The organism is Streptomyces sp. NBC_00122, assembly GCF_045160845.1.
In the GTDB taxonomy this organism is placed as follows: Bacteria; Actinomycetota; Actinomycetes; order Streptomycetales; family Streptomycetaceae; genus Streptomyces.
Genome location: NZ_CP108191.1, coordinates 4,244,338 through 4,269,182, shown reverse-complemented (window position 1 = coordinate 4,269,182; position 24,845 = coordinate 4,244,338). Strand labels below are relative to the sequence as shown.

General features: G+C 71.3%; 24 protein-coding genes and 2 tRNA genes. 10 read left to right on the top strand and 16 right to left on the bottom strand.

Annotated features, from left to right (window positions below; translation table 11 throughout):
- Window positions 1-39 precede the first annotated feature (39 nt).
- Window positions 40-264: a hypothetical protein gene (locus OG737_RS20430; protein WP_328927559.1), complete on the bottom strand. Its 225-nt coding sequence runs from the start codon at window positions 262-264 to the stop codon at window positions 40-42.
- An 82-nt stretch (window positions 265-346) separates the two neighbouring features.
- Between OG737_RS20430 and OG737_RS20425 the strand changes: the two genes are divergently transcribed.
- Both OG737_RS20425 and OG737_RS20420 read left to right on the top strand, forming a co-directional pair.
- Window positions 347-1,315: a helix-turn-helix domain-containing protein gene (locus OG737_RS20425; RefSeq protein ID WP_405921846.1), complete on the top strand. Its 969-nt coding sequence runs from the start codon at window positions 347-349 to the stop codon at window positions 1,313-1,315.
- Between the two features lie 151 nt (window positions 1,316-1,466).
- Window positions 1,467-1,658, top strand: coding sequence for a hypothetical protein (locus OG737_RS20420; protein WP_328927557.1), 192 nt, complete (start codon window positions 1,467-1,469; stop codon window positions 1,656-1,658).
- Between the two features lie 88 nt (window positions 1,659-1,746).
- Here OG737_RS20420 and def read toward each other — a convergent pair whose 3' ends face one another.
- The 9 genes from def to OG737_RS20375 all read right to left on the bottom strand — a co-directional run bounded on the left by def (window position 1,747) and on the right by OG737_RS20375 (window position 11,049).
- A complete protein-coding gene (def, locus tag OG737_RS20415; RefSeq protein ID WP_328927556.1) occupies window positions 1,747-2,400 on the bottom strand; it encodes a peptide deformylase in 654 nt (217 codons plus the stop codon).
- Window positions 2,401-2,456: 56 nt separating this feature from the next.
- The gene (locus tag OG737_RS20410) at window positions 2,457-3,467 is read right to left on the bottom strand and encodes a hypothetical protein (RefSeq protein WP_328927555.1); all 1,011 of its coding nucleotides are present in this window, start codon (window positions 3,465-3,467) and stop codon (window positions 2,457-2,459) included.
- A gap of 105 nt (window positions 3,468-3,572) precedes the next feature.
- Window positions 3,573-4,832 carry an HD-GYP domain-containing protein gene (locus tag OG737_RS20405; protein WP_405921845.1) on the bottom strand — a complete coding sequence of 420 codons (1,260 nt, stop codon included), beginning with the start codon at window positions 4,830-4,832 and terminating at the stop codon, window positions 3,573-3,575.
- Window positions 4,829-6,289, bottom strand: a complete 1,461-nt coding sequence (locus OG737_RS20400) for an HD-GYP domain-containing protein (protein ID WP_328927553.1) — start codon at window positions 6,287-6,289, stop codon at window positions 4,829-4,831. Before OG737_RS20400 ends, OG737_RS20405 begins: the two co-directional genes overlap by 4 nt.
- Window positions 6,290-6,480: 191 nt before the next feature.
- On the bottom strand, window positions 6,481-6,846 hold the full coding sequence (gene rsrA / locus OG737_RS20395; protein ID WP_328927552.1) for a mycothiol system anti-sigma-R factor: 366 nt from the start codon (window positions 6,844-6,846) through the stop codon (window positions 6,481-6,483).
- Window positions 6,843-7,487, bottom strand: a complete 645-nt coding sequence (locus OG737_RS20390; RefSeq protein WP_328930412.1) for a sigma-70 family RNA polymerase sigma factor — start codon at window positions 7,485-7,487, stop codon at window positions 6,843-6,845. The genes rsrA and OG737_RS20390 overlap by 4 nt, the downstream gene beginning before the upstream one ends.
- Before the next feature lie 334 nt (window positions 7,488-7,821).
- Window positions 7,822-8,484, bottom strand: coding sequence for an alpha/beta family hydrolase (locus tag OG737_RS20385; RefSeq protein WP_328927551.1), 663 nt, complete (start codon window positions 8,482-8,484; stop codon window positions 7,822-7,824).
- Between the two features lie 100 nt (window positions 8,485-8,584).
- On the bottom strand, window positions 8,585-10,126 hold the full coding sequence (locus tag OG737_RS20380) for an IS1182 family transposase (RefSeq protein WP_405681290.1): 1,542 nt from the start codon (window positions 10,124-10,126) through the stop codon (window positions 8,585-8,587).
- Window positions 10,127-10,230: 104 nt separating this feature from the next.
- Window positions 10,231-11,049 (bottom strand): SOS response-associated peptidase, encoded by an 819-nt coding sequence (locus OG737_RS20375; RefSeq protein WP_405921844.1) that lies wholly within the window; start codon window positions 11,047-11,049, stop codon window positions 10,231-10,233.
- An 81-nt stretch (window positions 11,050-11,130) separates the two neighbouring features.
- On the opposite strand from OG737_RS20375, the gene OG737_RS20370 reads away from it, so the two are divergent.
- From OG737_RS20370 to OG737_RS20355, 4 genes are all read left to right on the top strand, one after another.
- Window positions 11,131-11,844, top strand: coding sequence for a M50 family metallopeptidase (locus tag OG737_RS20370; RefSeq protein WP_328927549.1), 714 nt, complete (start codon window positions 11,131-11,133; stop codon window positions 11,842-11,844).
- A 53-nt stretch (window positions 11,845-11,897) separates the two neighbouring features.
- Window positions 11,898-13,280: a 3-phosphoshikimate 1-carboxyvinyltransferase gene (gene aroA, locus OG737_RS20365; protein ID WP_328927548.1), complete on the top strand. Its 1,383-nt coding sequence runs from the start codon at window positions 11,898-11,900 to the stop codon at window positions 13,278-13,280.
- A gap of 8 nt (window positions 13,281-13,288) precedes the next feature.
- Complete coding sequence (gene rsgA, locus OG737_RS20360; RefSeq protein WP_328927547.1) at window positions 13,289-14,299, top strand: ribosome small subunit-dependent GTPase A; 1,011 nt, start codon at window positions 13,289-13,291, stop codon at window positions 14,297-14,299.
- Window positions 14,300-14,426: 127 nt separating this feature from the next.
- Window positions 14,427-14,750 (top strand): multidrug efflux SMR transporter, encoded by a 324-nt coding sequence (locus OG737_RS20355; protein WP_007266432.1) that lies wholly within the window; start codon window positions 14,427-14,429, stop codon window positions 14,748-14,750.
- On the opposite strand, the gene OG737_RS20350 is transcribed toward OG737_RS20355, so the two are convergent.
- Complete coding sequence (locus OG737_RS20350; protein WP_405921843.1) at window positions 14,716-15,255, bottom strand: TetR/AcrR family transcriptional regulator; 540 nt, start codon at window positions 15,253-15,255, stop codon at window positions 14,716-14,718. The two genes, OG737_RS20355 and OG737_RS20350, sit on opposite strands and share 35 nt — an antisense overlap.
- Window positions 15,256-15,356: 101 nt before the next feature.
- Between OG737_RS20350 and hisN the strand changes: the two genes are divergently transcribed.
- Window positions 15,357-16,160, top strand: a complete 804-nt coding sequence (hisN, locus tag OG737_RS20345) for a histidinol-phosphatase (protein WP_328927545.1) — start codon at window positions 15,357-15,359, stop codon at window positions 16,158-16,160.
- A 136-nt stretch (window positions 16,161-16,296) separates the two neighbouring features.
- A complete protein-coding gene (locus OG737_RS20340; protein WP_328927544.1) occupies window positions 16,297-16,689 on the top strand; it encodes a CBS domain-containing protein in 393 nt (130 codons plus the stop codon).
- A 65-nt stretch (window positions 16,690-16,754) separates the two neighbouring features.
- Here the strand turns inward: OG737_RS20340 and OG737_RS20335 are convergent, their stop codons facing one another.
- Window positions 16,755-18,224: a catalase gene (locus OG737_RS20335; protein ID WP_405921842.1), complete on the bottom strand. Its 1,470-nt coding sequence runs from the start codon at window positions 18,222-18,224 to the stop codon at window positions 16,755-16,757.
- Between the two features lie 130 nt (window positions 18,225-18,354).
- Between OG737_RS20335 and OG737_RS20330 the strand changes: the two genes are divergently transcribed.
- On the top strand, window positions 18,355-18,771 hold the full coding sequence (locus OG737_RS20330; protein WP_328927542.1) for a Fur family transcriptional regulator: 417 nt from the start codon (window positions 18,355-18,357) through the stop codon (window positions 18,769-18,771).
- 137 nt (window positions 18,772-18,908) lie between these two features.
- On the opposite strand, the gene OG737_RS20325 is transcribed toward OG737_RS20330, so the two are convergent.
- From OG737_RS20325 to OG737_RS20310, 4 genes are all read right to left on the bottom strand, one after another.
- Window positions 18,909-18,982: transfer RNA gene (locus OG737_RS20325), tRNA-Met, on the bottom strand.
- A 78-nt stretch (window positions 18,983-19,060) separates the two neighbouring features.
- The gene (locus OG737_RS20320) at window positions 19,061-20,917 is read right to left on the bottom strand and encodes a tetratricopeptide repeat protein (protein ID WP_328927541.1); all 1,857 of its coding nucleotides are present in this window, start codon (window positions 20,915-20,917) and stop codon (window positions 19,061-19,063) included.
- 192 nt (window positions 20,918-21,109) lie between these two features.
- Window positions 21,110-21,183 (bottom strand) — tRNA-Met (locus OG737_RS20315).
- A 52-nt stretch (window positions 21,184-21,235) separates the two neighbouring features.
- Entirely contained in the window at window positions 21,236-24,124 is a 2,889-nt protein-coding gene (locus tag OG737_RS20310) for a UPF0182 family protein (RefSeq protein WP_328930411.1), read from the bottom strand.
- A gap of 131 nt (window positions 24,125-24,255) precedes the next feature.
- Here OG737_RS20310 and OG737_RS20305 point away from each other — a divergent pair, with 131 nt between their 5' ends.
- Complete coding sequence (locus OG737_RS20305; protein ID WP_328927540.1) at window positions 24,256-24,825, top strand: PPA1309 family protein; 570 nt, start codon at window positions 24,256-24,258, stop codon at window positions 24,823-24,825.
- Window positions 24,826-24,845 lie beyond the last annotated feature (20 nt).

Genomic DNA, 24,845 nt, shown 5'->3' with positions numbered 1-24,845 from the left:
ACGACCGCGTTCCGGCTCCTCGCGTTCGGGGGCCGGGGCTCAGTGGGCCATGCGTCCCCGACGCCAGGTGACGAACCGGATGCCGCGCCGGCGCGGGGTGGGCGGCAGACCGCCCGCTCGCTGGCGGGGCAGCCACACCAGCCGGGTCGCGGCGGCCCGCAGCTGCCGGTCGATCCGCCGGTCGCCGCGCGCCCCGTACAGGCTGGGCCCGAGCAGGACGGCGGCGATGACCAGAACGGCGAGGTAGTTCACGAAAGTGCTCATACCTCCACTGTCCGCCTGTTCGGCCATGATCGACGAGTGGCAGGACTGTCATCAAAGAACGAATTACTGCCACACTGGGGCCATGCTGACCAATGTGGCCGTGGCTCTCGTCGACGGTGTCGCCCCGTTCGAGCTGGGGATCTTCTGCGAGGTCTTCGGAATCGACCGCAGCGACATGGGACTGCCGGTCTACGACTTCGCCGTATGTGCGGCGCAGGAGCGGCGCTCCCCGACCGGCGACGGGCATTTCGAGATCGTCGTCCCGTACGGCCTGGAGCGACTGGAGAGCGCGGACCTGATCTGCGTGCCGGCCGACCGCCGGGCCGCGACCCGCGAGTACCCCGAGCCGCTGCTGGCGGCCCTGCGCCGGGCCGTGGACCGGGGGGCACGGGTGCTGAGCGTGTGCAACGGGGCCTTCATGCTGGGCGCGGCCGGCCTGCTCGACGGCCGCCGCTGCACCACCCACTGGATGCACGCCCCGACCCTGACGCGCCGCTACCCGCGAGCCCTGGTCGACCCCGACGTGCTGTACGTGGACGAGGGCCAGGTGATCACCTCGGCGGGCACCGCCTCGGGCATCGACGCCTGCCTGCACGTGGTACGGCAGGAGCAGGGCGCCGAGGTGGCCAACACCATCGCGCGGCGGATGGTCGTACCGCCGCACCGGGACGGCGGGCAGGCGCAGTTCATCCGGCGCCCGCTCCCCCGCACGGCCTGCGACACGTTGGGCGAGGTGATCGGGTGGATGGCCCGCCACCTGGACGGCGAGATCACCGTCGAGCAGCTCGCGGAGCGCGCGCACATGTCGCCGCGCACCTTCGCCCGCCGCTTCCTCCAGGAGACCGGCACCACCCCGTACCAGTGGGTGCTCCGCCAGCGGGTCCTGCTGGCCCAGGAGTTGCTGGAGTCCACCGACGAGACCGTCGACGCGATCGCGGGCCGGTGCGGCTTCGGCAACGCGGCCGCCCTGCGCCACCACTTCCTGCGGACGCTCGGCACCACGCCGAACGCCTTCAGGCGCACCTTCCGGGGGCCGCAGGCCGCGGCCTGACCGGTACGCTCTGGCCGAGAAACAGGGAACCTTTGGCCCAAACCAAGTCCCTGCGTAGTCAAGCGGTATCGTACCGTGATGAGGCCTGACCTGGCCGCACCCGTACAGCGTCCGGCCTCGCGCCGCTCACCACTGCCCAGGGGGGCCTGCTATGACCCGTACCGCCCGTATCCTCGCCGCCGCCGCGTTCGCCGTTCTGCTCGTCGGCGGCGCGGCCGCGACCGCTTCCGCGGACAGCGGCTGGGGTTTCGCACCAGTCGACAGCGGCTGGGGCGCGGCTCCGGCCGACGCCGCGTCGAACCCCGTTCCCGGCGACAGCGGCTGGGGTTCTGCCCCGCGCTAGTCCAGAGCCGTGCGCACCTGCGGCAGGACCCCGATCCGGTTCCGGATCGGGGTCCTGCCGCAGGTGCGCGTGCGTACGCCGCGGGAGATCAGTCGTTCGGGACGGTCTCGTAACGCGGGGTGCCCTCTTCCATCTGCCGCAGGGCGTCCTTGCGGTCCCGCTTCGAGAGCCGGTCGATGTACAGGTACCCGTACAGGTGGTCGGTCTCGTGCTGCAGGCAGCGCGCGAAGTAGCCGGTGCCGCGCACCTTGATCGGGTTGCCCTGCGCGTCGTGGCCCTCGACCTCGGCGTAGTCCGGGCGGGCCAGCGAGGCGTACGCCGTCGGGACCGACAGGCAGCCCTCGTTGGAGTCGTCCAGCACCCGCGCGCCGGCCGGCAGCTCCACGAGCTTCGGGTTGACCACGACACCGGTGTGCCGCACGCCGTCGTCGTCCGGGCAGTCGTACACGAAGACCTTGGCGTCCACGCCGATCTGGTTCGCGGCCAGGCCCACACCCTCTGCGGCCTTCTGGCTGGCGAACATGTCGTCGATCAGCTGCGCCAGCTCGTCGCCGAACTCGGTGACGTCCTTGCACTCGCGGTGCAGGACCGGGTTGCCGACCACCGTGATCGGGCGGGCGGTGCCGCGCTCGCGGTGGGCGAGCTCGCGCTCCGCACAGTCCTCGGTGTCCACGACGTACCCGTCGTTCACCTCGGTACCGGCCGCCTCGGCCTCGACAACCTCGTTCTCCTGCTGCGCCATATCCGCCGTACGCCTTCCGTAAGTCACCGATGTGCCCGTACAGCCTACGGCCCGGCTCAGCAGACTTCTTCGAGATCCCGCCACTCCCGGCTGTCCGGGCTGTCGGCGACCCAGCCGTCGAGCAGTCCGCGCACCAGGCCGGCCGGAGCCGCGATGCCGCACTCCCGCTCGGGCACCCACAGAGATCCGGAACCGGCCGTGCGGTGACCCAGCGGTCCGGGGTGCCCCGGCTCGCTGTGGTCGTGCGGGTCCAGGTGCTCCCCGTCCCCCTCGTCGCTCGGCATCTCGCTCTCCGAACAGGTCCGGCACAGCAGCCGCACCGACGAGGACCAGTCCTCGGCGGCGAAGCCCGCGTCCGCGGCCAGCTGCTCCAGCGCGTCGCGGTCCGTCTCGCCGGCCGCCTCCAGCAGCACCACCCAGGTCGGCACCGGCGACGGCGCCCACAGCTCGATCTCGTCGAAGACCGGGTAGGAGGGTCCGGCCGCGGTGACCCGCTCGCCGTGCGGGACCCCGTCGTGGAGCACCACCTCGCCCCAGCGGCGCCCCGAGGAGGGCAGCGGGATCGACAGGACCTCGATGCGGGCCGGGTCCAGCCGGCGGCCCCAGACCACCTCGGCCTCGCCCTCGGGCGACAGCCGAACGGCTGCGCTGCCGAGCTCCATGCCGACCGGCTCACCGCCGTGCTTCCCGTTGCCCGCTCCGGCGCCGTGCGGGTCGCCGGGCACCTTGAGCCCGTACGCCTGCCAGGCCCGCCTGGCCAGCGGCCAGTCCTGCAGGGCGGTCGCGGCGATCCCCACGTTCCACCAGTCCGGGGCGCCGGTCTCCCGGTCCAGCAGGGCCACGGCGCGCAGCCCGGCGGACCGCGCCTGCTCCCAGTCGTGCCGGAACTTGTGCAGCAGAGCCAGGTTGAACCAGGACTCGGACAGCCAGGGCTCCAGGTCCGCGGCTCTGGTCAGGAGCGCCCCCGCGTCCTCGTACCGCCCGTCGCCGATCAGCGTGAACGCGCGGTCGGTGGCCTGCCGCCACGAGGCGGAGGGCCGATGCCGTACCTTCCCGAAGATCCTCACGATTCCCGCCTGCCGGTCCTACAGTGCAACCTTGCGGACACTCTCACGGTCCCTCTTACAGGCATCCAACCATGCCCACTCGGACGGCCGCTCATTACCCATGGGTTACCCAGGTTGGACAGGAACAACTCTGTCACGTCCACCCCTGGCCAGAACCCTCGCCAAGCCCTCCACGACCTCCGGCTGGTACTCGTGCCCGGTGCCCAGGCGGAGCTGCTCCAGAGCGGCCAGTGAGCCGCCCGGGTGACGGTTCCCGCCGGCCAGGTCGTCGTACGCGTTCACCGCCCGCACGATGCGGGCGGCGACGGGCTGCTCCCGGTAGGGATCCGCCTGCCGCTCCACCACCACGGCGACCTCGGCCGGCACCCCGGTCTGGCGGGCCACCTCCCCGCCCAGCTCGGCGATCCGCCGGGCTTCGGCGGCGGGCAGCTGCGCGGTCGCCCCGTCCGGGACCGGGTCGACGAGGGAGAGCTGCCCGATGTCGTGCATCAGCGCGGCGTACTCCAGCACTGTGAGCTCCCGCTCCGACAGCCCCAGCTCCCGGCCGACGGCGCAGCTCAGGGAGGCGACCCGGCGGGAGTGGCCGGGCGGGGTGTAGCCGGCGATCTCCGTGGCCCGGGCCAGGGAGGTGATGGTCTGGCGGTAGGTGGTGCGGATCGCGGTGATCCGGTGGAAGGACATCTGGGTCAGCAGCAACGGCACGCTGAACACGGGCAGGGCCCACAGCCCCGCGCCGGCCACGCCGAGGGCCATCACGACGCCCGTGGCGCAGATCGCCGAGCCGATGCCGAGCTGGGCGCGCAGCTCGTCGCGGAGCAGGGGCCCGTACGGCCAGCCGGTCCGGGCCGCGGCGAGGGCGGCGGCGAGCACCGCGTCGCACAGGGCGGTGAGGCCGAGGAGGAGGAGCAGGAAGAGGACGAGGTACGGGCCCTGGCCCACCCGCTCCTCCAGGCGGCCCGAGTTGTAGAGAGGCTGGAAACAGACGGCGGCGAAGGCGACGGTGAGGACCCGGCGGGCGACGTGGTCCACGGCGGGGCCGCGGCCCCGGGCGACGTGCGGGACGGCCCCGGCGAGGGCGGCCGCTACGACGACCGCGACGATCTGCAGCACCCCGTGGTGGGTGGGCCGCCCGGCGAGCTGGCCGAGCAGGGCGTAGGCGAGGGCTCCGGCGGAGCCGAGCGGCGCGGGCCGGCGGTCGGTGGGTTCGCGGCGCTCCCGGCGGGCGAGCTCGCCGATGGTGATCAGGATCCCGAAGGCCAGGGCGGTGCCGGGTTCGGCGAGCCCGTTCCACAGGGTGTGCCCGAGCCCGACGGCGGTGAGCGCTGCGGCCGCGCCCCGCACGGTCCAGACGGCGGCCGGCCTCACGTGCCGGCCCCCGGTGGCGCGGGGGACACGGGGGTGGCCACGGCCGGGCCGGCGCCCTGGCCGGGCAGGGCGGGCAGGGTCGGCGCCCCGGGCCCGCCCCCGGTGGGCGAGCCGCCGCCGATCACCTGGAGGTCGTCGTCGGAGGTGACCACCGGATGCCAGCCGTGCCGTCCGACGGCCCCGGTCAGGGCCCCCACCATCGCCGGGTCGAACTGCGCCCCCGCGCACCGCGCCAGTTCCGCCAGGGCGGCCTCCACGGGCCGGGCCCGGCTGTAGGAGCGGGTGGAGGTCATCGCGTCGAAGGCGTCGGCCACGGCCACCACCCGGGCCAGTACCGGGATCTGGTCGCCGGTCAGCCCGTACGGGTAGCCGGAGCCGTCGACCCGCTCGTGGTGGTGCAGGATCGCGGACCGGGCCTCCCCGAGGAAGCCGATCCCGCGCACCATCTCGTGCCCGTACTCGGGGTGCAGTTCGATGACGCGGCGCTCTTCCGGGGTGAGCGGCCCGTCCTTGCGCAGCAGCCGCGTCGGGACGCCGAGCTTGCCGACGTCGTGCAGGATCCCGGCGATGCGGACGACCTCCAGGCGGTCCTCGGCCATGCCCAGCTCGCGGGCGATCATCGCGGAGGCCTGGCCGACCCGTTCGCTGTGGCCGCGCGTGTAGCGGTCCTTGATGTCGACGGCCTGGACGAGCGCGCGGATGGTGGCCTGGTGGGCGGCGCGTTCGCGGTGGTACTGGGCGAAGACCCAGCAGGAGATGTACATCGGCAGGAGGACGAGCAGCGCGGCCGGGACACCGTACGGGCTGCGCCACATGACGGCCATCATCAGCCCGGCCAGGCCGTGCACGCAGTGCGGGGCGAGCGACCGGGTGAGCAGTCCGCGCCAGGCGGTGGCGGCGGGCCGGCGTTCCGCGGTGGCCAGGACGCCTCCGTCGAGGGCGGTGAGCACCAGGCAGAAGACGACGGCCGCGGCCGCCGCGGGGAGCATCACGTACGGGAAGTCGGCCACCCAGACGGGCGGGTCCGCGGCACCGGGCGGCCCGGAGCCCCCGGAGGAGCCCAGCGCCGCCGGGCCGCGCAGCAGTTGGTACGTCTGCCCGGCGGCCCAGGCGGCTATCGACTGCTGCGCGCCGTGCCACACCCGGCGCACCCAGGCGGGCCGTTGGACCACGGTCCCCGCGAGGGCGCCGGGCAGCGCCACGAGCGCGGCGGCGGCGGGCGGCAGCAGGAAGACGGCGGCCAGCACCACGGGGAAGAAGGAGCCGATGCCCTCGGGAACCCGGCCGCCCGGCAGCGGCCGGCTCTTCACGAGCTCGCAGCCGAGGTAGAGCACGGCGAGCAGCGCCACGGACTCCCGGGGCGCATCGGAACCGGCGAGGGCCGGGGCGACGCACGCGGCTGCCGCGAGGACGGCGCACAGGATGTATCCGCGCGCTCCCGGAGGAAGTACCCGCATGGCGTTCTCCTCCCCTGGGCCGTTCAAGCCGGGTACCGAATCGGACCGGTACCGAATGGGGAGAATAAGTGGGGCCCCGGGCGAAGGGGGCCACATTTTCGTATTGCGCCATACGGACGCCCCTGGATTAGCACCTTCGGGTGAACGAAGTACCTCTCCGGGGGCGGTTGTTCACGCCCTCGACCGTCGCGTCAGCCGGCGGCCGGATTGTCCGCGGTGGCATCCGCCGTGACGTCGGAGGTGACGCCGGCCCCGATGTCGGAGGGGACGTCGGCAGTGACGTCGTGGTCCGGCACGGCTTGCCCCGACCGGATCAGCTCGATCCGGCCCATCACCTTCGACCGCAGGTCGGTCGGCACGTCGTCCGATCCGCAGCAGCGCTTGACCAGCTTCTTCACGGCCTGTTCAAGGCCGTACTTCTCCAGACAGGGGTTGCACTCGCCGAAGTGTGTCTCGAACTTCGTGCAGTCACTGTCGGGCATCTCATGGTCGAGGAACTCGTAAAGGTGGTCCAGGACCTCAGAGCACTCCGTCTCGTGCGGCTCTCCGCAACTCATGAGCCCGAGCCTTTCCTGTCGTTCGACTCTCCCGCGCCCGCGGGGACCATCCCGCGCTCACGGGCATAGTCCTCCAGCATTCCACGGAGTTGACGGCGGCCACGGTGCAGTCGCGACATGACCGTACCGATGGGTGTACCCATGATGTCGGCGATCTCCTTGTACGCAAAGCCCTCTACGTCGGCAAGGTAGACCGCGATGCGGAACTCCTCGGGAATGGCCTGGAGCGCTTCCTTCACGTCCGAATCGGGCAAGTGGTCGAGCGCCTGCGACTCGGCGGAACGCAGGCCCGTCGACATGTGCGACTCGGCGCGTGCCAGCTGCCAGTCCTCGATCTCCTCCGCGGCGCTGCGCTGGGGCTCGCGCTGCTTCTTGCGGTAGGAGTTGATGAACGTGTTGGTCAGAATGCGGTAGAGCCACGCCTTCAGGTTGGTGCCTTCGCGGAACTGGTGGAAGGACGCGTATGCCTTGGCGTACGTCTCCTGGACCAGGTCCTCGGCGTCGGCCGGGTTGCGCGTCATGCGCAGCGCGGCCGAGTACATCTGGTCGAGGTAGCCGAGGGCGTCCCGCTCGAAGCGCGCGTTGCGCTCCAGGGTCGTCTCCTCCGCGTGGCCTTCGTCGGTCCCAGCGACAGGACCCACCTCCTCCGACTGCGTGGCGGCTCCGAAAGCGGACCCGCTCGAATCGGAGAATAGTCGACCTTCCCGGGCCTCCGCCGCCCGAAGCGAGCCGCGCTTCGGCGCAGGAAGCACCGTCCAGTCCAGGTCAGCGGCCTGCGGACGGTTCTGGCTGATGACCTGGGTCATGCGCTCCCTCTCCTCCGACGAAATCCCGTGCGTACCGACATCCGGGACAACAGAAGGCGCGGGCGGCAAATTCCCCGCACGTGGCCCGGTTTTCGGCCTCCGTACGGCTCCGTGCGGCCGACGGAGGGCCACAGTGATCCGGATCACCCCGGAATATGTCAGGTCGCGGTCAGGCCTCCAGGGCCGCGAGCCACTCGGCCACCGCCTCCGTGATCACGACGAGGGCCTCCTCCTGGGTGGTCTCCGCCTTCTTCGGCACGGCGAAGCCGTGGTCCGCGTACGCGACCTCCACCAGCGTGTACGGGACCCCCGCGGCCGACTCCGGGAACTCCTGCGGACGCCCGAAGGAATCCCGGCCGCCCTGGACCACCAGGGTGGGCAGCCCGGCGCCGAGCAGCTCCTCGGCCCGGGACTTCTCCGGCCGGCCCGGCGGGTGCAGCGGGAACGCCAGCGCCAGCACCCCGGCCGCGCCCAGTGCCGCCGCGGTCCGGCAGGCCACCCGGGCCCCGGCGCTGCGGCCGCCCGCGACCACGGGCAGGCCGGGCCCGGCCAGTGCCGGCCACAGAGCGCGCCATCCCTCGTCGAGCACCTTGGGAGCGGCGGCGACCTTCTTCCCGGCGACCCGCCAGGGCTGTTCGACCAAGGCCACGGTGATCCCCCGGGCGGGCAGGGCGGCGGCCAGCGCCTGGAGGTCGCGGGCCTCGACCCCGCCGCCGGCGCCGTGCCCCAGTGCGAGGACGAGCCGGGCCTTGCGGGCGGTGTGCCAGGTGATGCGGGCCTCGCCCGCCGGGGTGTCGACGCTCTCGGTACGCGTGGTCATGGATCCGGTCATGGATCCATCCTGCACGCGGACGGGTTGACGACAGGGTCTAGAAGGCTGATGAAGATCTTGTTGTGGGGCTGTCCGGCCGTAGGCCGGGTGGCCCCTGGGTCTATGTGGTGGCGGGGGTGAGGGCCCAGGTGGTGCCGGTGTGGGTGAGTCCGAGGTTGATGAGGCGGCGGAGGTTTAGGGCGGCTGCCCGATTGTGGAGCCAGGTGTTGTTCTTGAGGACGCCGCGGTAGGGGACGCGGCGGTTGCCTCTGGCGACGAGCCAGGCGATGGCGCGTTCGACGGGTGGTCGCCAGCGGCGGTATTCGTCCTGCCATTCCTGGCTGGTGGCGGCCTGGTCCCGGGCGGCTTTGAGGAGGTCGTACTGGGGATGGACACTGAAGACGCGTCCGGTCTTGGACCTGGTGCAGCGGTCGCGCAAAGGGCAATCGAGGCAGAGCTTCTTGAACTGGGCCTGGCGGTTGCCTCCTGCGAGGGGGCGGCCGAGGGGCTTGGTGTGGCCGGCCGGGCAGGTGACGGTCCCGGCCTGGGTATCGGCCTGGAAATCGTCCGTGCTGAATCCGCCGGGGACTGCCTGCCGCAGTGGCGGCGGCTTGATCACCAGGGTGTGGCCGTCGGCTTCGAGGCTCTGGCGGAGGTCGCCGGTGCCGTAGGCCGTGTCGCCGAGGACGGTCAGTTCCTGGTCCTCGTCGGCGAGGAGGTCTGGGGCGACGGCGGCCTCGTGGTTGTCGGCTCCGCTGCCGGCGGTGAGAGCGACCTCGGTGAACAGTCCCGCCTCGGGCTCGAACACGGCATGCGCACGGAAGCCCTCCTGATGGCGGGTTCGGTTCTTGTGGATGTGCCGGGCCTCGGGATCAATCGTGGACACCACGCGGTCGGGTGCGGTCCCCCGGGTGATGCGCCAGCGTCCGTCACGGCCGTCGGACTCCTGGGCCGGTTCGACGTCCTGGCCTGCGACCAGGGCCAGCAGGCCGGCCGCGTTCGCGGCCTTCTCGCCGAGTTCTTGTTCGGGCAGGTGGCCCAGCAGCCGCAGCGCGTCACCAACGAGGGCGTCCACCAGATCCGCCCTGGCCTGCTGGTCGTTCCAGGCGATCCTCGGTTTGCCCGGGTCGCCGTAGTCGTGGGCGGTGCACTGCACGGCCGCGACAGGTCCGGCGCCGGGGACCTCACGGATCACTGCCCGCACGGCGGAAATCAGCTGGGTGACGGTGTCCTGGGTGGCCACCGCATCGTCGAGGACGGTGGAGTCCAGTGCCCGCCGGTGCTTTCCCTTCAGCACGCCGGTGGCCTTCACGACCTCGCGCACCGCCTCGAAGACCCGGTTCGGGCGGGCCGAGCGGGCCAGGCGGCGGCGGAAGTAGGCCAGCAGCGAAGGATCGAACGCCATATCGTGCAAGCCGAGCCCACACGCGGCCTTCCACCGCAGGTCACAGCGTAATTCCTGGACCGTCTCGAAGTCCGACATCCCATGCAGGGCCTGCAAAGTGATCGCCGCGGCCAGAACCTGCGGAGGCATTGACGGACGGCCGTTCGCCGACGGATACATGTCCTCGAACATCACCGCGGGAAATAGCTGCCCACGGTGCTCGGCCAGGAACGCGAACACGCTCCCGACCGGGATTAACTCCCGGCACGTAGCCCACACATCCGGCCCGACCGTCTCCCCGACCCACTCCCCTTGAACCACGAAAACGAGTCTGCCCCGCCGCTCCCGCGGCGGGGCCAGAACCCAACATTTTCATCAGCCTTCTAGAAGAGGGTGGCCTCTTCCGGCGCGGCGAGCTCCTCCAGGAGCTCCGGACCGTTGTTCCGGACGTTGCTCACCGCGGTCGCTACCGGATAGGCCCGCATCAGGCCGCCCGGCGGCGGCTCCAGCAGGCGCCGCAGCGAGCCCTCGGTGTCGGTGTTCGCGGGGTCCAGCCAGGCGTCCCAGCGGTCGGGGGTCAGCATGAGCGGCATCCGCGGGTGGATGTCTGACAGGGAGCGCGGCCCCTCGGCGGGAGCCACGCCCAGCGGCCCGGTCTCGGCCTCGGTGGTGATCACCGAGCAGGTGACCCGCCACGCGAGCGGGTGCTCGTCGGGCAGCGTCCGGTCGCGCCAGAACTCGTAGATCCCGGCCATGGCGAAGACGGAGCCGTCGGCGGGGAGCACGAAGTAGGGCTGCTTGCGGGCCCGCTTCTTCTTCCCCTCCACCTCCAGCTGCCGCTCGTCGTGGGCGGTGACCCACTCGTAGTAGCCGTCGGCGGGGATGATGCAGCGGCGCTGGGCGAAGGGCCGGCGGAAGGACGGCTTCTCGGCGAGGGTCTCGGAGCGGGCATTGATCATCCGGGCGGCGCCGTCGGGATTCTTGGCCCAGGAGGGAACGAGCCCCCACTTCAGGACGCGCAGCTGGCGAACCGGACGCTGGGTCGGAGCGTCTTTCACGGGACGGTCGAGGACGACGCGGACCTCTTTCGTCGGCGCCACGTTCCAGTCGGGTGCCAGTGTCTCCTCCGGCTCCCACTTCTCGATGCCGAAGACCTCCACCAGGTCCTCGGGCCCACGGCTCGCTGCATACCTTCCGCACATGCCTGCCACACTGCCATGTCTCTCCCCCAGCTAACGCTGGGAGGTCCCCCCCGACCACTACCGCAAGGAGTCCGCCACCTCATGGACAGCACCACGACGGCCGGCCTGTGGGACCGGCTCACGGGCATACAGACCCCGCCCGATCTGTGGCTGGTGATCGTGACGGGCCTGGCCGCGCTGGCCGCCGTCGGCCCCCGCCCGCTGTGGCGGGTCTCGCGCAACGCCGTGACCATCGCGCACGAGGGCGGGCACGGCCTGATGGCGCTGCTGACCAGGCGCCGGCTCGAAGGGATACGGCTGCACTCCGACACCAGCGGGGTCACGCTCAGCGTGGGCAGCCCGACCGGCCTCGGGATGATCCTGACCGCCGCCGCCGGGTACACCGCCCCCTCGCTGCTGGGGCTCGGCGGGGCGGCACTGCTGTCCGCGCACCGGATCACGCTGCTGCTGTGGGTGGCCACCGCCCTGCTGCTGGCGATGCTGGTGATGATCCGGAACGCGTACGGGGTCCTGACGGTCGTACTGACCGGCGGCGCCTTCGTGCTGGTGTCCTGGCAGGCCCCGGCCGACGTGCAGGCCGTCTTCGCGTACGCGGTGGTGTGGTTCCTGCTGCTCGGCGGCGTCCGGCCGGTCTTCGAGCTCGGCGCCAAGCGGCGGCACGGCGGGGCGCCGGATTCCGACGCCGACCAGCTCGGACGGCTCACACACGTGCACCCGGTGGTGTGGCTGCTCCTCTTCCATGTTGTCGCCCTGTGCTCGCTGGTGGGCGGCGGCCGTTGGCTTCTCGGCCTCTGAGACGGCGCAGCGATCAAGATCTGGTGCCGGAGGAAGCCACTAAAGTGGTGGCCATGACCGAGACCCCCGCTGTCCCCGCCCTCTGGCCCGCCCCGACCGCCGACGCGGCCGTCCACGCCACCGTCACCGTGCCGGGGTCCAAGTCGGTCACCAACCGGGCCCTCGTGCTCGCCGCGCTCGCCGCCGAGCCGGGCTGGGTGCGCCGCCCGCTGCGCTCGCGCGACTCCCAGCTGATGTCGGACGCCCTGCGCGCGATGGGCGTCGGCATCGAGGAGACCGTCTCCTCCAGCTCCGCCGGATCCTCCAGCGGCACGGTCGGCGGAGAGGCCTGGCGGATCATCCCGGCGGCCCTGCACGGCCCGACGACCGTGGACGTCGGCAACGCGGGCACGGTCATGCGCTTCCTTCCCCCCGTCGCCACCCTCGCCGACGGCGACATCCGCTTCGACGGCGACCCGCGCTCCTACGAGCGCCCGCTCGGCCAGGTCATCAGCGCCCTGCGCGCGCTGGGCGCCCGCATCGACGACGACGGCCGGGGCGCGCTGCCCATGACCGTCCAGGGCGGCGGGGCACTGGAGGGCGGCACGGTCGAGATCGACGCCAGCAACTCCTCGCAGTTCGTCTCCGCGCTGCTGCTCTCCGCCCCGCGCTTCAACCAGGGCGTCGAGGTCCGGCACGTGGGCACGACCCTGCCGTCGATGCCGCACATCCGGATGACCGTGGAGATGCTGCGCGCGGCGGGCGCCCAGGTCGACACCCCCGAGGCGGGCGGCGAGAAGAACGTGTGGCGGGTGGCCCCCGGCGCGCTGCTGGGCCGCGACATGGTCGTGGAGCCGGACCTGTCCAACGCGCAGCCCTTCATGGCCGCGGCCCTGATCACCGGCGGCACGGTGACCATCCCGGACTGGCCGCGCCGCACCACGCAGCCCGGTGACGCGCTGCGCCGGATCTTCACGGAGATGGGCGGCTCCTGCGAACTGACCGACGCGGGCCTGGTGTTCACCGGCACCGGCAAGATCCACGGCATCGACGTGGACCTGGGCGAGGTCGGCGAGCTCACCCCGGGCATCGCCGCGGTGGCGGCCCTGGCCGACTCGGAGTCCGTCCTGCGCGGGGTCGCGCACCTGCGGCTGCACGAGACGGACCGGCTGGCCGCGCTGACCAAGGAGATCAACGCGCTCGGCGGCGACGTCACGGAGACCGCGGACGGCCTGCACATCCGGCCGCGCCCGCTGCACGGCGGCACCTTCCACACGTACGACGACCACCGGATGGCCACCGCGGGCGCGGTGATCGGCCTGGCGGTGGAGGGGGTACTGATCGAGAACGTGGCGACGACCGCGAAGACCCTGCCGGACTTCCCGCAGATGTGGACGGACATGCTCGCGGGAGACGCCGGGGACTCCGGCGCCCGCGCGGCGGGTGCGGGAGCGTAGGGCCCGTCATGCGCAGGTACGGCAAGCACACCGACGAGGACGACATCCGCCAGCGGCCCAACCCCAAGGGCAACCGGCCCCGGACCAACATCCGGCCCAAGCACGAGGACGCCTCCGAGGGCTTCGTCCTCACCGTCGACCGCGGTCGGCTGACCTGCCTGGTCGGGGACCGCACGGTCCACGCGATGAAGTCCAGGGAACTGGGCCGCAAGGCGGCGGTGGTCGGCGACCGGGTCTGGATCGTCGGTGACCTGTCCGGCAAGAAGGACACCCTCGCCCGGATCGTCCGGATCGAGGAGCGCAAGTCCGTCCTGCGGCGCACGGCCGACGACGACGACCCGTACGAACGCGTGGTCGTCGCAAACGCCGACCAACTGGCCATCGTCACGGCCCTGGCCGACCCGGAGCCGCGGCCCCGGATGATCGACCGCTGCCTGGTGGCGGCGTACGACGCCGGCCTGGAGCCGCTCCTGGTGCTGACCAAGTCCGATCTGACGTCCGCCGACAAGATCCTGGAGATCTACTCGACGCTCGGCGTCAACTACGTGGTGACCAACCGCGAGGACCTCGCGACGGGCGACGCGGCCGACAAGGTGCGCGAGCGCCTGGAGGGCCGGATCACCGCGTTCGTGGGGCACTCGGGCGTGGGCAAGACCACCCTGGTCAACTCGCTGGTGGCGCCGGACCGCAAGCGGGCGACCGGCGTGGTCAACGCGGTCACCGGGCGCGGCCGCCACACCACCACCTCGGCACTGGCGCTGCCGCTGCCCGGGATGGAGGGCTGGGTCATCGACACCCCCGGCGTGCGCTCCTTCGGCCTGCACCACGTGGATCCGTCCCGGGTGATCCTGGCGTTCCCGGACTTGGTGCCCGGCACCGAGGAGTGCCCCCGCGCGTGCAGCCACGACGAGCAGGACTGCGCGCTCGACCAGTGGGTGGAGGACGGTCACGCGGACCCTGCGCGGCTGTATTCGCTGCGGCGGCTGCTGGAGACGCGGGAGCGCCGCGAGGGCGACTGACCGTCCGGCGGGGGCGGCGGGGCAGAAGGGTCCGGCGGGGCGCCGGGGTTTGCCGAAGATCGTGTCTGGATAAATGCATAATCGCACCGAGTGGCGCGAGGGCACGTGACGCGGGGAGGCATTCGACATGGCGTGGCTGCTCGTCGTGGTCGCGGGAATCCTGGAGACCGGCTTCGCTGTCTGTCTCAAGCTGTCCCACGGCTTCACGCGGCTGTGGCCGACCATCGCCTTCGCGTGCTTCGCCCTCGGCAGCTTCGGTCTGCTGACGCTGGCGCTGAAGAAACTGGACGTGGGCCCGGCGTACGCGGTGTGGACGGGCATCGGCGCCGCGGGGACGGCGATCTACGGCATGGTCTTCCTCGGCGACCTGGTCTCCACCCTCAAGCTCGTCTCGATCACGCTGGTGATCCTCGGGGTCATCGGGCTCCAGCTCTCCGGTTCTGCGCACTGAGCAGCCGGAGCAGCTCACCCGCTCCCGGCTCCTCCCCCGGCGCGACCACGTAGGAGAGGGCGAGCCGTACGGCGAGCTCGCACCGCTCGGCGTCCGCCGCGGGCATCAGCACGGCTGCCGCCCGGTCGCGCACGGTCCGGGCGAGCTCACCGGGCCCGGGCGCCCGGCCCGCGGCGGGCAGGTCCGGGTCCCAGAACCCCGTCAGCAGGGCCCGTACGAGGGGGTAGGCGCGGGCCGCCCGTACGGTCCACTCCGCGACCGCGGCCAGCCGCTCGACGGTCCGGCCCGGGACGGTCAGGGCCCGCTCCACGCCCTCGAGGTACCGCGCGCACTCGCGCCGGACCAGGGCGCGGCCGAGGCCGTTCTTGCCGCCGAACTCGTTGTAGAGGGTCTGCCGGGACACCCCGGCGGCCGCCGCCACGTCCACCATCCGCACGGCCGGCCAGGGGCGCGCCGCGAGCGCCGCTCCCGCCGCCTCCAGCAGGGTTTCCCGGGCTGCCGGCACATGCGCCTCCCCCGTTTGGCTTCACGGCCAGAGTTGACGGGGCGACAGATCCTGTCAAGGGCGCGTCCCGGCCGCGCCACCGCCCGCGATACTGTTCGGCCATGTCCGAGTATGACGATGACCTGCGCCTTGCCCTCGAACTCGCCGACGCGGCGGACGTCGCCACGATGGAGCGGTTCCGTGCCCTCGACCTGAAGGTCGAGACGAAGCCGGACATGACCCCGGTGAGTGAGGCGGACAAGGCCGCCGAGGAGATCATCCGCGCGGGCGTCGCGGCCGCGCGGCCGGGCGACGCGATCCTGGGCGAGGAGTACGGCCTCAAGGGCAGCGGCCCGCGCCGCTGGGTCGTGGACCCGATCGACGGCACGAAGAACTACGTGCGCGGGGTGCCCGTCTGGGCGACCCTGATCTCCCTGATGGCCGAGGGCGCCGACGGGGTCTTCCGCCCGGTGGTCGGCGTGGTGTCGGCGCCGGCGCTGGGCCGGCGCTGGTGGGCCGCGCAGGGCGGGGGCGCCTTCGCGGGCGGCGCGCTCGGCGCGACCAGCGCGATCGGCGTGTCGAAGGTGGGCACGCTGGCCGACGCCTCGTTCGCGTACTCCTCGCTGAGCGGCTGGGAGGAGCAGGGCCGCCTCCCCGGATTCCTGGACCTGACCCGCGCGTGCTGGCGTACCCGCGGCTACGGCGACTTCTGGCCGTACATGATGGTCGCGGAGGGCTCGCTGGACCTGTGCGCCGAGCCGGAGCTGAACCTGTGGGACATGGCCGCGATCGCGGTCGTGGTCCAGGAGGCGGGCGGCCGTTTCACGAGCCTGGACGGGGCGGACGGGGTGCACGGCGGGAACGCGGCGGCCTCGAACGGGCTCCTCCACGAGGAGATGCTGGAGCTCTTGCGCCCACGCGCCTGAGCGTGCCCTCTTGTTGACCCTGCGTGTCCGTGGGAATCTGAGAATCCGCCCGCTTGTGCGCTTGTGAATCCATTCTCTTGGATTGCCTGCCGCACCCCACCCAAGCGGCGGGACTCACCAGGAGGTGGCTCTCTTCATGCTCGTCCGTGACGCAATGAGCACCGTGATCCTCACCCTCGGACCCGCACACACCCTGCGTCAGGCAGCCTGCCTGATGTCCGGCCGGCGCGTCGGCGCGGCCGTCGTACTCGACCCCGAGCACAGCGGAATCGGCATCCTGACCGAGCGCGACATCCTCAACTCCATCGGCGCGGGCCACGATCCCGACCGCGAGTGCGTGGGCGCGCACACCACCAACAACGTCGTGTTCTGCACCCCCGACGCCACTGTGCAGGAAGCCGCCGAGGCGATGGCCCACGGCGGTTTCCGGCATCTGATCGTGCTGGAGAACGGCGGCCCGGTGGGCATCGTCTCCGTACGCGACGTCATCCGCTGCTGGGTCCCGGCGCGGCGGACGGTTCCCGCATAGAACGACGGCGGGCCGGAACCCCGTGGGGTTCCGGCCCGCCGTCCTGCTACGGCAAGCGATCCGGATCAGCCGCGGAGGGCCTGGACCGCGGCTTCCAGCCGCTTGCCGAAGTCGCCGTCCGCCTGGCGGAAGTTGTTGATCGCGCGCTCGGCGATGTCGTCACGGGAGACCTTGGCGATGAAGCCGGCCAGGTTCTCGATCAGACGGGACTTCTCGTCCTCGGAGTACAGGCGGTAGAGGTTGCCCGCCTGGACGAAGTCGTTGTCCTCGCTGTGCACGGCGGCGGCGTGGTTGCCCGTGCCGCCGGTCACGTCGATGGGCTGCCACAGCGGGCGGTCCGTCTGGTGCGGGCCGCCGAAGGAGTTCGGCTCGTAGTTCTTCGCGCCCTTGTGGCGGCCGTCGTACAGGTAGCCGTCACGGGAGTTGGTGCGCGCCTCGGTGGCGTGCGGACGGTTCACCGGCAGGTGGTCGGCGTTGATGCCGACGCGGTAGCGGTGCGCGTCGCCGTAGCCGAAGAGACGACCCTGGAGCATCTTGTCCGGGGACGGACCGATGCCGGGTACGAAATGAGCCGGGCTGAAGATGCTCTGCTCGACCTCGGCGAAGACGTTCTCCGGGTTGCGGTTGAGCTCCAGCTTGCCGATCTCGATCGGCGGGTAGTCCTCGTGCGGCCACACCTTGGTGAGGTCGAACGGGTTGAAGCGGTACCCGGCCGCCTCGGCCGCCGGCATGATCTGGACCTGCACGGTCCAGGTCGGGAAGTCACCGCGCTCGATGGCCTCGCGCAGGTCGCGCTGGTGCGAGTCGGGGTCCTCACCGGCGAGCTTGTTGGCCTCGGCCTGGGTGAGGTTCTCGATGCCCTGGTCGGTCTTGAAGTGGTACTTGACCCAGAAGACCTCACCGGCCTCGTTGTTCCACTGGAACGTGTGCGAGCCGTAGCCGTTCATGTGGCGGTAGGACGCCGGTATGCCGCGGTCACCGAACAGCCAGGTCACCTGGTGGGTCGACTCGGGCGACAGACCCCAGAAGTCCCAGACGTTGTCCGCCTCCTGCGAGCCCGTGTACGGGTCGCGCTTCTGGGTGTGGATGAAGTCGGGGAACTTGATGGCGTCCTTGATGAAGAACACCGGGGTGTTGTTGCCGACGAGGTCGTAGTTGCCCTCTTCGGTGTAGAACTTCAGCGCCCAGCCGCGGGGGTCGCGCACGGCGTCGGCGCTGCCGAGGTTGCCCGCCACGGTGGAGAACCGCAGGAAGGTCTCGGTCTCCTTGCCGACCTCGGACAGGAACGCGGCGCGGGTCCACTGCGAGACGTCACGGGTCACCGTGAAGGTTCCGTACGCACCGGCGCCGCGGGCGTGCACCACGCGCTCCGGGATGCGCTCGCGGTTGAAGTGCGCCAGCTTTTCCAGCAGCAGCTGGTCCTGGACCAGGACGGGGCCGCCGACGCCGGCGGTCTCGCTGTTCTGGTTGTCGGCGACCGGAGCCCCGGCCTCCGTGGTGAGCGGTCCCTGCGTCACGTGCGCCTCCTGCGTCATTCCTGCATGTCCTGTCCTCGGCCTGTGCCGCACTCGACCCTACAATGGACTTTGTCTAAGTCAAGTAAGCATCCAAGTCCGCACTGGTTCGGGAGTTACACCCAGTCCCCTCGCTGTTAGGCTGGTGCCTATGAGTGACCTGCTGGAACGACTTCGCGGACGCGGATGGCGCATGACCGCACAGCGGCGCGTCGTGGCCGAGGTGCTCGACGGTGACCACGTTCACCTGACGGCCGACGAAGTACACGCGCGCGCCGTGGCCAAGCTGCCGGAGATCTCCCGGGCGACGGTCTACAACACGCTGGGTGAGCTCGTGTCCCTGGGTGAAGTCCTGGAAGTCTCCACGGACCGCCGCGCCAAGCGGTACGACCCGAACGCCCACCGGCCGCACCAGCACCTGGTCTGCGCCCAATGCGGCGCGATCCGCGACGTCCACCCGGCGGGCAACCCGCTGGCCGACCTGCCGGACACGGAGCGCTTCGGCTTCGTCGTGTCGGCGGTCGAGGTGACGTACCGCGGGGTGTGCCCGAACTGCGCCGGCGCGTAGCCGGGCACCGCAGCGGACCATCGCAAAGGGGCCGGGAGCTGAATGCTCCCGGCCCCTTTTTCTTCTCGACTGCCCATCTCGATCACCCGAAACGACTGAAGGCCCGGATCCAGAGGATCCGGGCCTTCAGCCTTCAGTAGCGGGGACAGGATTTGAACCTGCGACCTCTGGGTTATGAGCCCAGCGAGCTACCGAGCTGCTCCACCCCGCGTCGGTAAACACGACTCTACGTGAGGCTGCACAGCAGATGCAAATCCGTTGAGGACAGTTCCTGGCCGGCCACCAGCGGTCAGGCCGAGAGCTCCTCGGCCAGGGCCTCGCGCAGCCGCGCCGCGCGCTGCGAAACCTCCTCCGGCCCCAGCTCCATGGCTCGAACGCACCACTTCTGCCCCTCCGCCAGGTCGCCGTGCCGCGCCGCCAGCAGCCCCAGCCGCAGCGCGGCGCGGCCGTGGCCCGCCACCGCGGCGCGGGTCCACCACAGGGCGGCCTCCGGCTCGCTCCCCTCGCGGGCCAGCAGCAACCCCAGGTTGAACGCCCCGTTCCGGGAGCCTGCCTCGGCCGCCTCCCGGTACCAGCGCGCGGCGACCGCCAGGTCACCCCGGGCGGCGGCCAGCATGCCGACCCGCACCTGGGCCCGGCGGTGCCCCAGCTCGGCGGCGCGCTCGTACCACTCCTCGCTCTCGGTCCGCGGGGCGCCGCCCGCCGACTCGCCCAGCGCCACGGGCTCCGGCGGCGGAGCCAGCGACTCCAGCAGCGAGGCCAGCCGGAAGGCCGCCTCCGCGCTGCCGCCGCCCGCCGCGCACCGCAGGTGCCGCTCGGCGGCTCGCTCCTCCCCGTCCCGGACCAGCGCGATGCCGACCTGGAGCGCGGCGTCGGTGTGTCCCGCCGACGCGGCCCGCTCGTACCACTTCAGCGCCGTACGATCCTCGTCGCGGCTGGCGAACAGGATCCCGAGGTTGAAGGCGGCGTCGACGCTGCCCGCCTCGGCGGCCTTGGAGAACCACGGCTCGGCGCCCTCCGCGTCCCCGCCCTGCAGCAGCAGGATGGCGAGCGCGTTGGCCGCCTCGCGGTGTCCGGCGTACGCGGCACGCCGGTACCACTGCTCGGCCTGCGCGGTCCGGTCCTGTGCGACGCACAGCAGAGCAAGGTTGTACGCCCCGTTTTGATCGCCCGCGTCCATGGCGGTCCGGTACCAGCGCTCCGCGGTCTGGGTCTCACCCCGCGCCGCGTGCAGCGCGCCCAGGGCGTTCGCGGCGTTGCCGTCGCCGTCCTGGGCCGCCCGGTGCCACCAGGTGGACGCGCTTTCCTCGTCCCCCGCGTCGCGCAGCAGGAATCCGAGCGCGCAGGCCGCCCTGGCCTCGCCCTGCTTGGCGGAGGTCAGGTACCAGCGCCCGGCCTCCTTGAGCTCGCCGCGTGCCTCCAGCAGCGCGCCCAGGTGCAGCGCGGCACGCCGGTGTCCACGCGCGGCGGCCTGCCGGTACCACTGCTCGGCCTCGGCGGGGTCGCCCTTCCTCAGGTGCCGCGCCAGCCGGTACGCGGCTTCGCGGTGCCCCTGTTCCGCGGCGGCGCGGAACCACCGCTCGACGCCCTTGTCGCCCCGGTGCTCCAGCAGGTCGGCCAGCCCGTACGCGCCCAGGGCGTGGCCGGATTCCGCCGCCTGGCGAAGCCAGTACTCGGCGGCGGGCTCGTCCCCGCGCTCGCGGAAGTGGCGGCCCAGGGCGTGCGCGGCCGGCGCGGATCCGGCCACGGCGGCGACCCGCCACCAGCCGGCCGCGTCCTCGGGGTAGCCCCGCTGGTGCAGCAGGACACCCAGGTTGTTCGCGGCGGCGCGGTCCCCTTCCCCGGTGGCGCCGCGCAGGTACGGCTCGGCGCCGTCGAGGTCGCCGCGGCGCAGCAGCAGCGCACCGAGCACGCTCATGGCACCCGGGTCGCCCTTGTCGGCGGCCACCCGGTGCCGGGCTTCCAGCTCGGCGTCGCTCGCCGCGTCGGTCTCGGCGAACACTTCCTCCGCGAAATCCGCATCGGTCAGCGCGGTCTGCGCGTTGACAACGGGAGCCGACTCACCGGCTCCCGTACCCGGCTCGGCCTCCGCCCTCACAAACCGCCCTGTCTCCAGCAGAGTTGACCTGTCCCCCATAAATCCCATCGTCGCATCACCTGCTACCCGCGTACACCTGGTATGTCGCAGCCAGTGAGGTCACTACAGCGTTTTGTCGACATGCCCATAGAGAGTCAAGTCAAACACGCTCCCGCCCCAACTCACCCTTGTTGGCTACCGCGTGTCCGCCCCGGGCACGACAAAGGCCCGGATCCCATGGATCCGGGCCTTCATCTTCAGTAGCGGGGACAGGATTTGAACCTGCGACCTCTGGGTTATGAGCCCAGCGAGCTACCGAGCTGCTCCACCCCGCGTCGGTGAAACCACAGTATCACGACGCGGGACAGAGCCATTACCGATATATGGCTAGCCGCCCGGTGGAGCCGTGGGCGGGGTCACCTTCGCCTCCGCGTCGATCGCCCGCTTCAGCGCCGCCTTGATCTCGTCCTGCGCCTTGCCGAAGGCCGCCCAGTCGCCGGCCTGCCGGGCCTTCTCGGCGTCCTCGATGGCCCTCGACGCGTCGGCGAGCGCCGCCTTCACCGTCGGGTCCGTGGCGGCCGGAGGCGTCGTGGTGCCCTCGCCCGGCGGCTGGGCCGGCGGCACGGGCGTGGTCGGAGCCTCGGCCCCGAACACCACGTTCAACGCCTTCTCCAGGGTGTCCTCGAAGGCGGTCTGGCCGCCGTAGGTCACGAGCACCTTGCGCAGCAGCGGGTACTTCAGGCCCGAACTGCGCACGTACACCGGCTCCACGTAGAGCATGCCGCCGTCGAGCGGGACCGTGAGCAGGTTTCCGTACTCGACTTCCGAGTCGCCACCGCGCAGCAGGCGGATCGACTCGGCGATCTTCGGTTCGGACTGGAACTTGCTCTGGACCTGCTTGGGGCCGTCGACCGGCTTGCTCGTCGGCAGCTTCAGGACGCTGATCTTGCCGTAGTCCGGGGTGCCCGGATCGGCGTTGACCGCCATGAAGGCGCTCAGGTTGTCCCGCTCGTTCGGCGTGAACGTCGTCGTGAGCGAGAAGACCTGCTCCTTCTCCGTCTGGCCCGGCAGCTTCATCGACAGGTAGTACGGCGGGACCGCCGTACCGGCCTTGGTCGTCGGGTCGTCCGGGACGGCCCAGGCCTCACTGCCGCTGAGGAAGGTCTGCGGGTCGGTGACGTGGTAGCGGGTCAGCAGCTCGCGCTGGACCTTGAACAGGTCCTGCGGGTAGCGCAGGTGGTCCATGAGCGGCTTGGAGATCTCGCTCTTGGGCTTCACCGTGCCCGGGAACGCCTTCATCCAGGTCTTCAGGACCGGGTCCTGGGTGTCCCACTGGTACAGGCTGACCGTGCCGTCGTACGCGTCGACCGTGGCCTTCACCGAGTTGCGGATGTAGTTGACCTGGTTCTCCTGGGCCACCACCGCGCGCTGGCTGTTGGTCAGCGAGTCCGCGGTGCTCTGGCCCAGCGTGGTGCGGGAGGCGTACGGGTAGCCGTTGGTCGTTGTGTAGGCGTCGACGATCCACTTGATCCGGCCGTCCACGACCGCCGGGTACGGGGCGCCGTCGATGGTCAGCCACGGTGCGACGGCCTCGACGCGCTCCTTGGGCGTGCGGTGGTACAGGATCCGCGAGCCGTCGCCGATGGCCCCTGAGTACAGGATCTGCGGCTCGCTGAAGGTGAGCGCGTACGCCGCCCGGTTTATCGGGTTGTCGAGGTTGACGCCGGAGTCGCCCTTGTAGCTGGTCTCCTTCTCGCCCTTGAGGTCGTCCGAGTAGTCGAGCTCCTTCTGCGGTCCGCCGACGATCGAGTACTGCTTCGTCTGCTCGCCGTAGTAGACGCGCTGCTCGAAGTCCGTGCCGAACATCCCCTTGGAGGGCAGGTCGGACTGGGTGAAGTCGGGCGCGCCCTGGTCACCGACCGTGGTGCCCTTGGCCGCGACCACTCCGTAGCCGTGCGTGTACTTGAAGTGGTCGTTGATCCAGTTGTTCTTCGGGATGCCGCCGATGTTCAGCTCGCGCAGCCCGATGACCGTGTCCTGGCCGCTGTACCGGTCCACGGCGAGCGTGGACGGGAAGGCGTAGTAGCCCTTGACCTGCTGGAGCTGCTGGAAGGCCGGCGAGACGATGTTCGGGTCGAGGAGGCGGACGCTGGCGGTCGTGTCGGCCGCCTTGCGCAGCTTGGTCCGGTCCTGCGTCTGCGGAACGCCCGGGTAGTCCTTGACCTCGGAGGCCGCGATCCCGTAGGCGTCGCGCGTCGCCTTGATGTTCTTCTCGACGTACGGGGATTCCTTGGCCTGCTCGTTCGGCTGGACCTGGAACTTCTGCACGATCGCCGGATACAGGCCGCCGATCAGGATCGCCGAGAGCACCATCAGGCCGAAGCCGATGACCGGCAGCTGCCAGGTGCGGCGCCACAGCGTCGCGAAGAACAGCACGGCGCAGATCGCGGCGATGGCGACGAGGATCGTCTTCGCCGGGAGGTACGCGTTCGCGTCGACGTAGCGCAGGCCGGTCCAGTTGTCGGCGGCCTTGAAGTCACTGGACTTCACGGCGAGGCCGTACCGGTCGAGCCAGTACGCGACCGCCTTCAGCGTGACGAAGAGGCCGAGCAGCACCGACAGGTGGCCGGTCGCCGCGGCGGTGGCCCGGGCGCCCGGGCTCGTCACGCGCAGTCCGCCGTACAGGTAGTGGACGACGGCTGCGGCGATCACCGACAGCACGACCGCGGCGAAGCCGAAGCCGAGCAGGAAGCGGTACCAGGGCAGGTCGAAGGTGTAGAACGATACGTCGAGGTGGAACTCGGGGTCCTTCTGCCCGAAGGGCACCCCGTTGACGTACATCAGCCAGGTCTTCCACTGGCCCGCCGCCGACGCGCCCGCGATGAGGCCGACGATCACGGCGATGCCCAGGAGCAGCCACTTCTTGTACGGGGCGATGCTCATCCGGTAGCGGTCGAGGCTCTGCTGCTCCATCGACATCGCACTGAGCGGCGGACGCAGCCGGTGCGCCAGCCAGATGTTGAACCCGACGGCACCCGCCATCAGCAGGCTGAAGACGGCGAAGAGGCCGATCTTGGTCCACAGGGTGGTGGTGAAGACCGTGGAGTACTTCACCGAGCGGAACCAGAGCCAGTCCGTCCAGAAGCCCGCGAACATGATGAAGAGCATGGCCAGGACGGCCAGCACGCCCAAGGTCATGAGAAGAGTCCGGGCTCGCCGGGAGGGGCGGCCGACTCTCATCCGTGGCCCCGAAGGGCCTCCGCCGCGGTCCGGCATCTGGAAAGCCAAGGTGCGCACCTCGAAAGTCGCTGAGTCTGGTAATGAACGGGCACCCGATCCTAGAGCCCTACTCATGCAACTTTCCGTGGCCTTGGTCAGTTCCCGGTATCCGGTGGAAAGGAGGCAGGATGTTGTCCATGTCCAACGTTTCCCCCTCCCCCGGCACGCCCATGGCGGCGAGCCCCCTGACCCGCGCCTGCCTCGAAATCGACGAGTACGCGGCCGGCCTCGGCTGGGACAAGCCCGCCCGGCTGTTCGCGCTCGTCGACACCGCCCGGCTCAAGAAGCAGGAGCCGCGCCTGGCCTCCCAGCTGGGCCTCGACCAGGACGACGCCGGCAAGTCCTCCCTCACCCCGATCGAGCAGGACGAGGTCCCGGCCGGGACCCCGCTCGACAAGTTCCTGGGCACCATCGCGTGGCCGACGGCCGTCGTCGGCTGCGCGCTGACGGTGGAGCGGCTGATGCTGCCGCCGTCTGCGGAGGCCTCCGTACCGGAGGGGCTGAGCGACAAGCAGCTGGCGAAGTGGGTCGCCGGTCACCCGGAGCGGCAGGAGGTCCGGCTGACGGTGGCCGTGCTGCGCGACGGCTCGCGCGAGTCGGCCGTACGGCTGCGCGAGAAGGATTCCTCGACCGAGGTCCTCACCGGCGGGAACCTGGTGCCGGGGCTGGCCGAGGCGCTGGCCGCGACCTTCTCGTAGCACGCGTGGTCGGGGCCCGG

What these genes read in the sequence shown, in the direction of transcription:
- OG737_RS20310 (WP_328930411.1), bottom strand. Translation starts at nt 24,124, where the DNA reads ATGCCGGACCGCGGCGGAGGCCCTTCGGGGCCACGGATGAGAGTCGGC.
- aroA (WP_328927548.1), top strand. Translation starts at nt 11,898, where the DNA reads ATGACCGAGACCCCCGCTGTCCCCGCCCTCTGGCCCGCCCCGACCGCC.
- OG737_RS20385 (WP_328927551.1), bottom strand. Translation starts at nt 8,484, where the DNA reads ATGACCGGATCCATGACCACGCGTACCGAGAGCGTCGACACCCCGGCG.
- OG737_RS20420 (WP_328927557.1), top strand. Translation starts at nt 1,467, where the DNA reads ATGACCCGTACCGCCCGTATCCTCGCCGCCGCCGCGTTCGCCGTTCTG.
- OG737_RS20375 (WP_405921844.1), bottom strand. Translation starts at nt 11,049, where the DNA reads ATGTGCGGAAGGTATGCAGCGAGCCGTGGGCCCGAGGACCTGGTGGAG.
- hisN (WP_328927545.1), top strand. Translation starts at nt 15,357, where the DNA reads ATGTCCGAGTATGACGATGACCTGCGCCTTGCCCTCGAACTCGCCGAC.
- OG737_RS20305 (WP_328927540.1), top strand. Translation starts at nt 24,256, where the DNA reads ATGTTGTCCATGTCCAACGTTTCCCCCTCCCCCGGCACGCCCATGGCG.
- OG737_RS20335 (WP_405921842.1), bottom strand. Translation starts at nt 18,224, where the DNA reads ATGACGCAGGAGGCGCACGTGACGCAGGGACCGCTCACCACGGAGGCC.
- OG737_RS20430 (WP_328927559.1), bottom strand. Translation starts at nt 264, where the DNA reads ATGAGCACTTTCGTGAACTACCTCGCCGTTCTGGTCATCGCCGCCGTC.
- OG737_RS20320 (WP_328927541.1), bottom strand. Translation starts at nt 20,917, where the DNA reads ATGGGATTTATGGGGGACAGGTCAACTCTGCTGGAGACAGGGCGGTTT.
- rsrA (WP_328927552.1), bottom strand. Translation starts at nt 6,846, where the DNA reads ATGAGTTGCGGAGAGCCGCACGAGACGGAGTGCTCTGAGGTCCTGGAC.
- OG737_RS20330 (WP_328927542.1), top strand. Translation starts at nt 18,355, where the DNA reads ATGAGTGACCTGCTGGAACGACTTCGCGGACGCGGATGGCGCATGACC.
- rsgA (WP_328927547.1), top strand. Translation starts at nt 13,289, where the DNA reads ATGCGCAGGTACGGCAAGCACACCGACGAGGACGACATCCGCCAGCGG.
- def (WP_328927556.1), bottom strand. Translation starts at nt 2,400, where the DNA reads ATGGCGCAGCAGGAGAACGAGGTTGTCGAGGCCGAGGCGGCCGGTACC.
- OG737_RS20340 (WP_328927544.1), top strand. Translation starts at nt 16,297, where the DNA reads ATGCTCGTCCGTGACGCAATGAGCACCGTGATCCTCACCCTCGGACCC.
- OG737_RS20425 (WP_405921846.1), top strand. Translation starts at nt 347, where the DNA reads ATGCTGACCAATGTGGCCGTGGCTCTCGTCGACGGTGTCGCCCCGTTC.
- OG737_RS20370 (WP_328927549.1), top strand. Translation starts at nt 11,131, where the DNA reads ATGGACAGCACCACGACGGCCGGCCTGTGGGACCGGCTCACGGGCATA.
- OG737_RS20400 (WP_328927553.1), bottom strand. Translation starts at nt 6,289, where the DNA reads ATGCGGGTACTTCCTCCGGGAGCGCGCGGATACATCCTGTGCGCCGTC.
- OG737_RS20355 (WP_007266432.1), top strand. Translation starts at nt 14,427, where the DNA reads ATGGCGTGGCTGCTCGTCGTGGTCGCGGGAATCCTGGAGACCGGCTTC.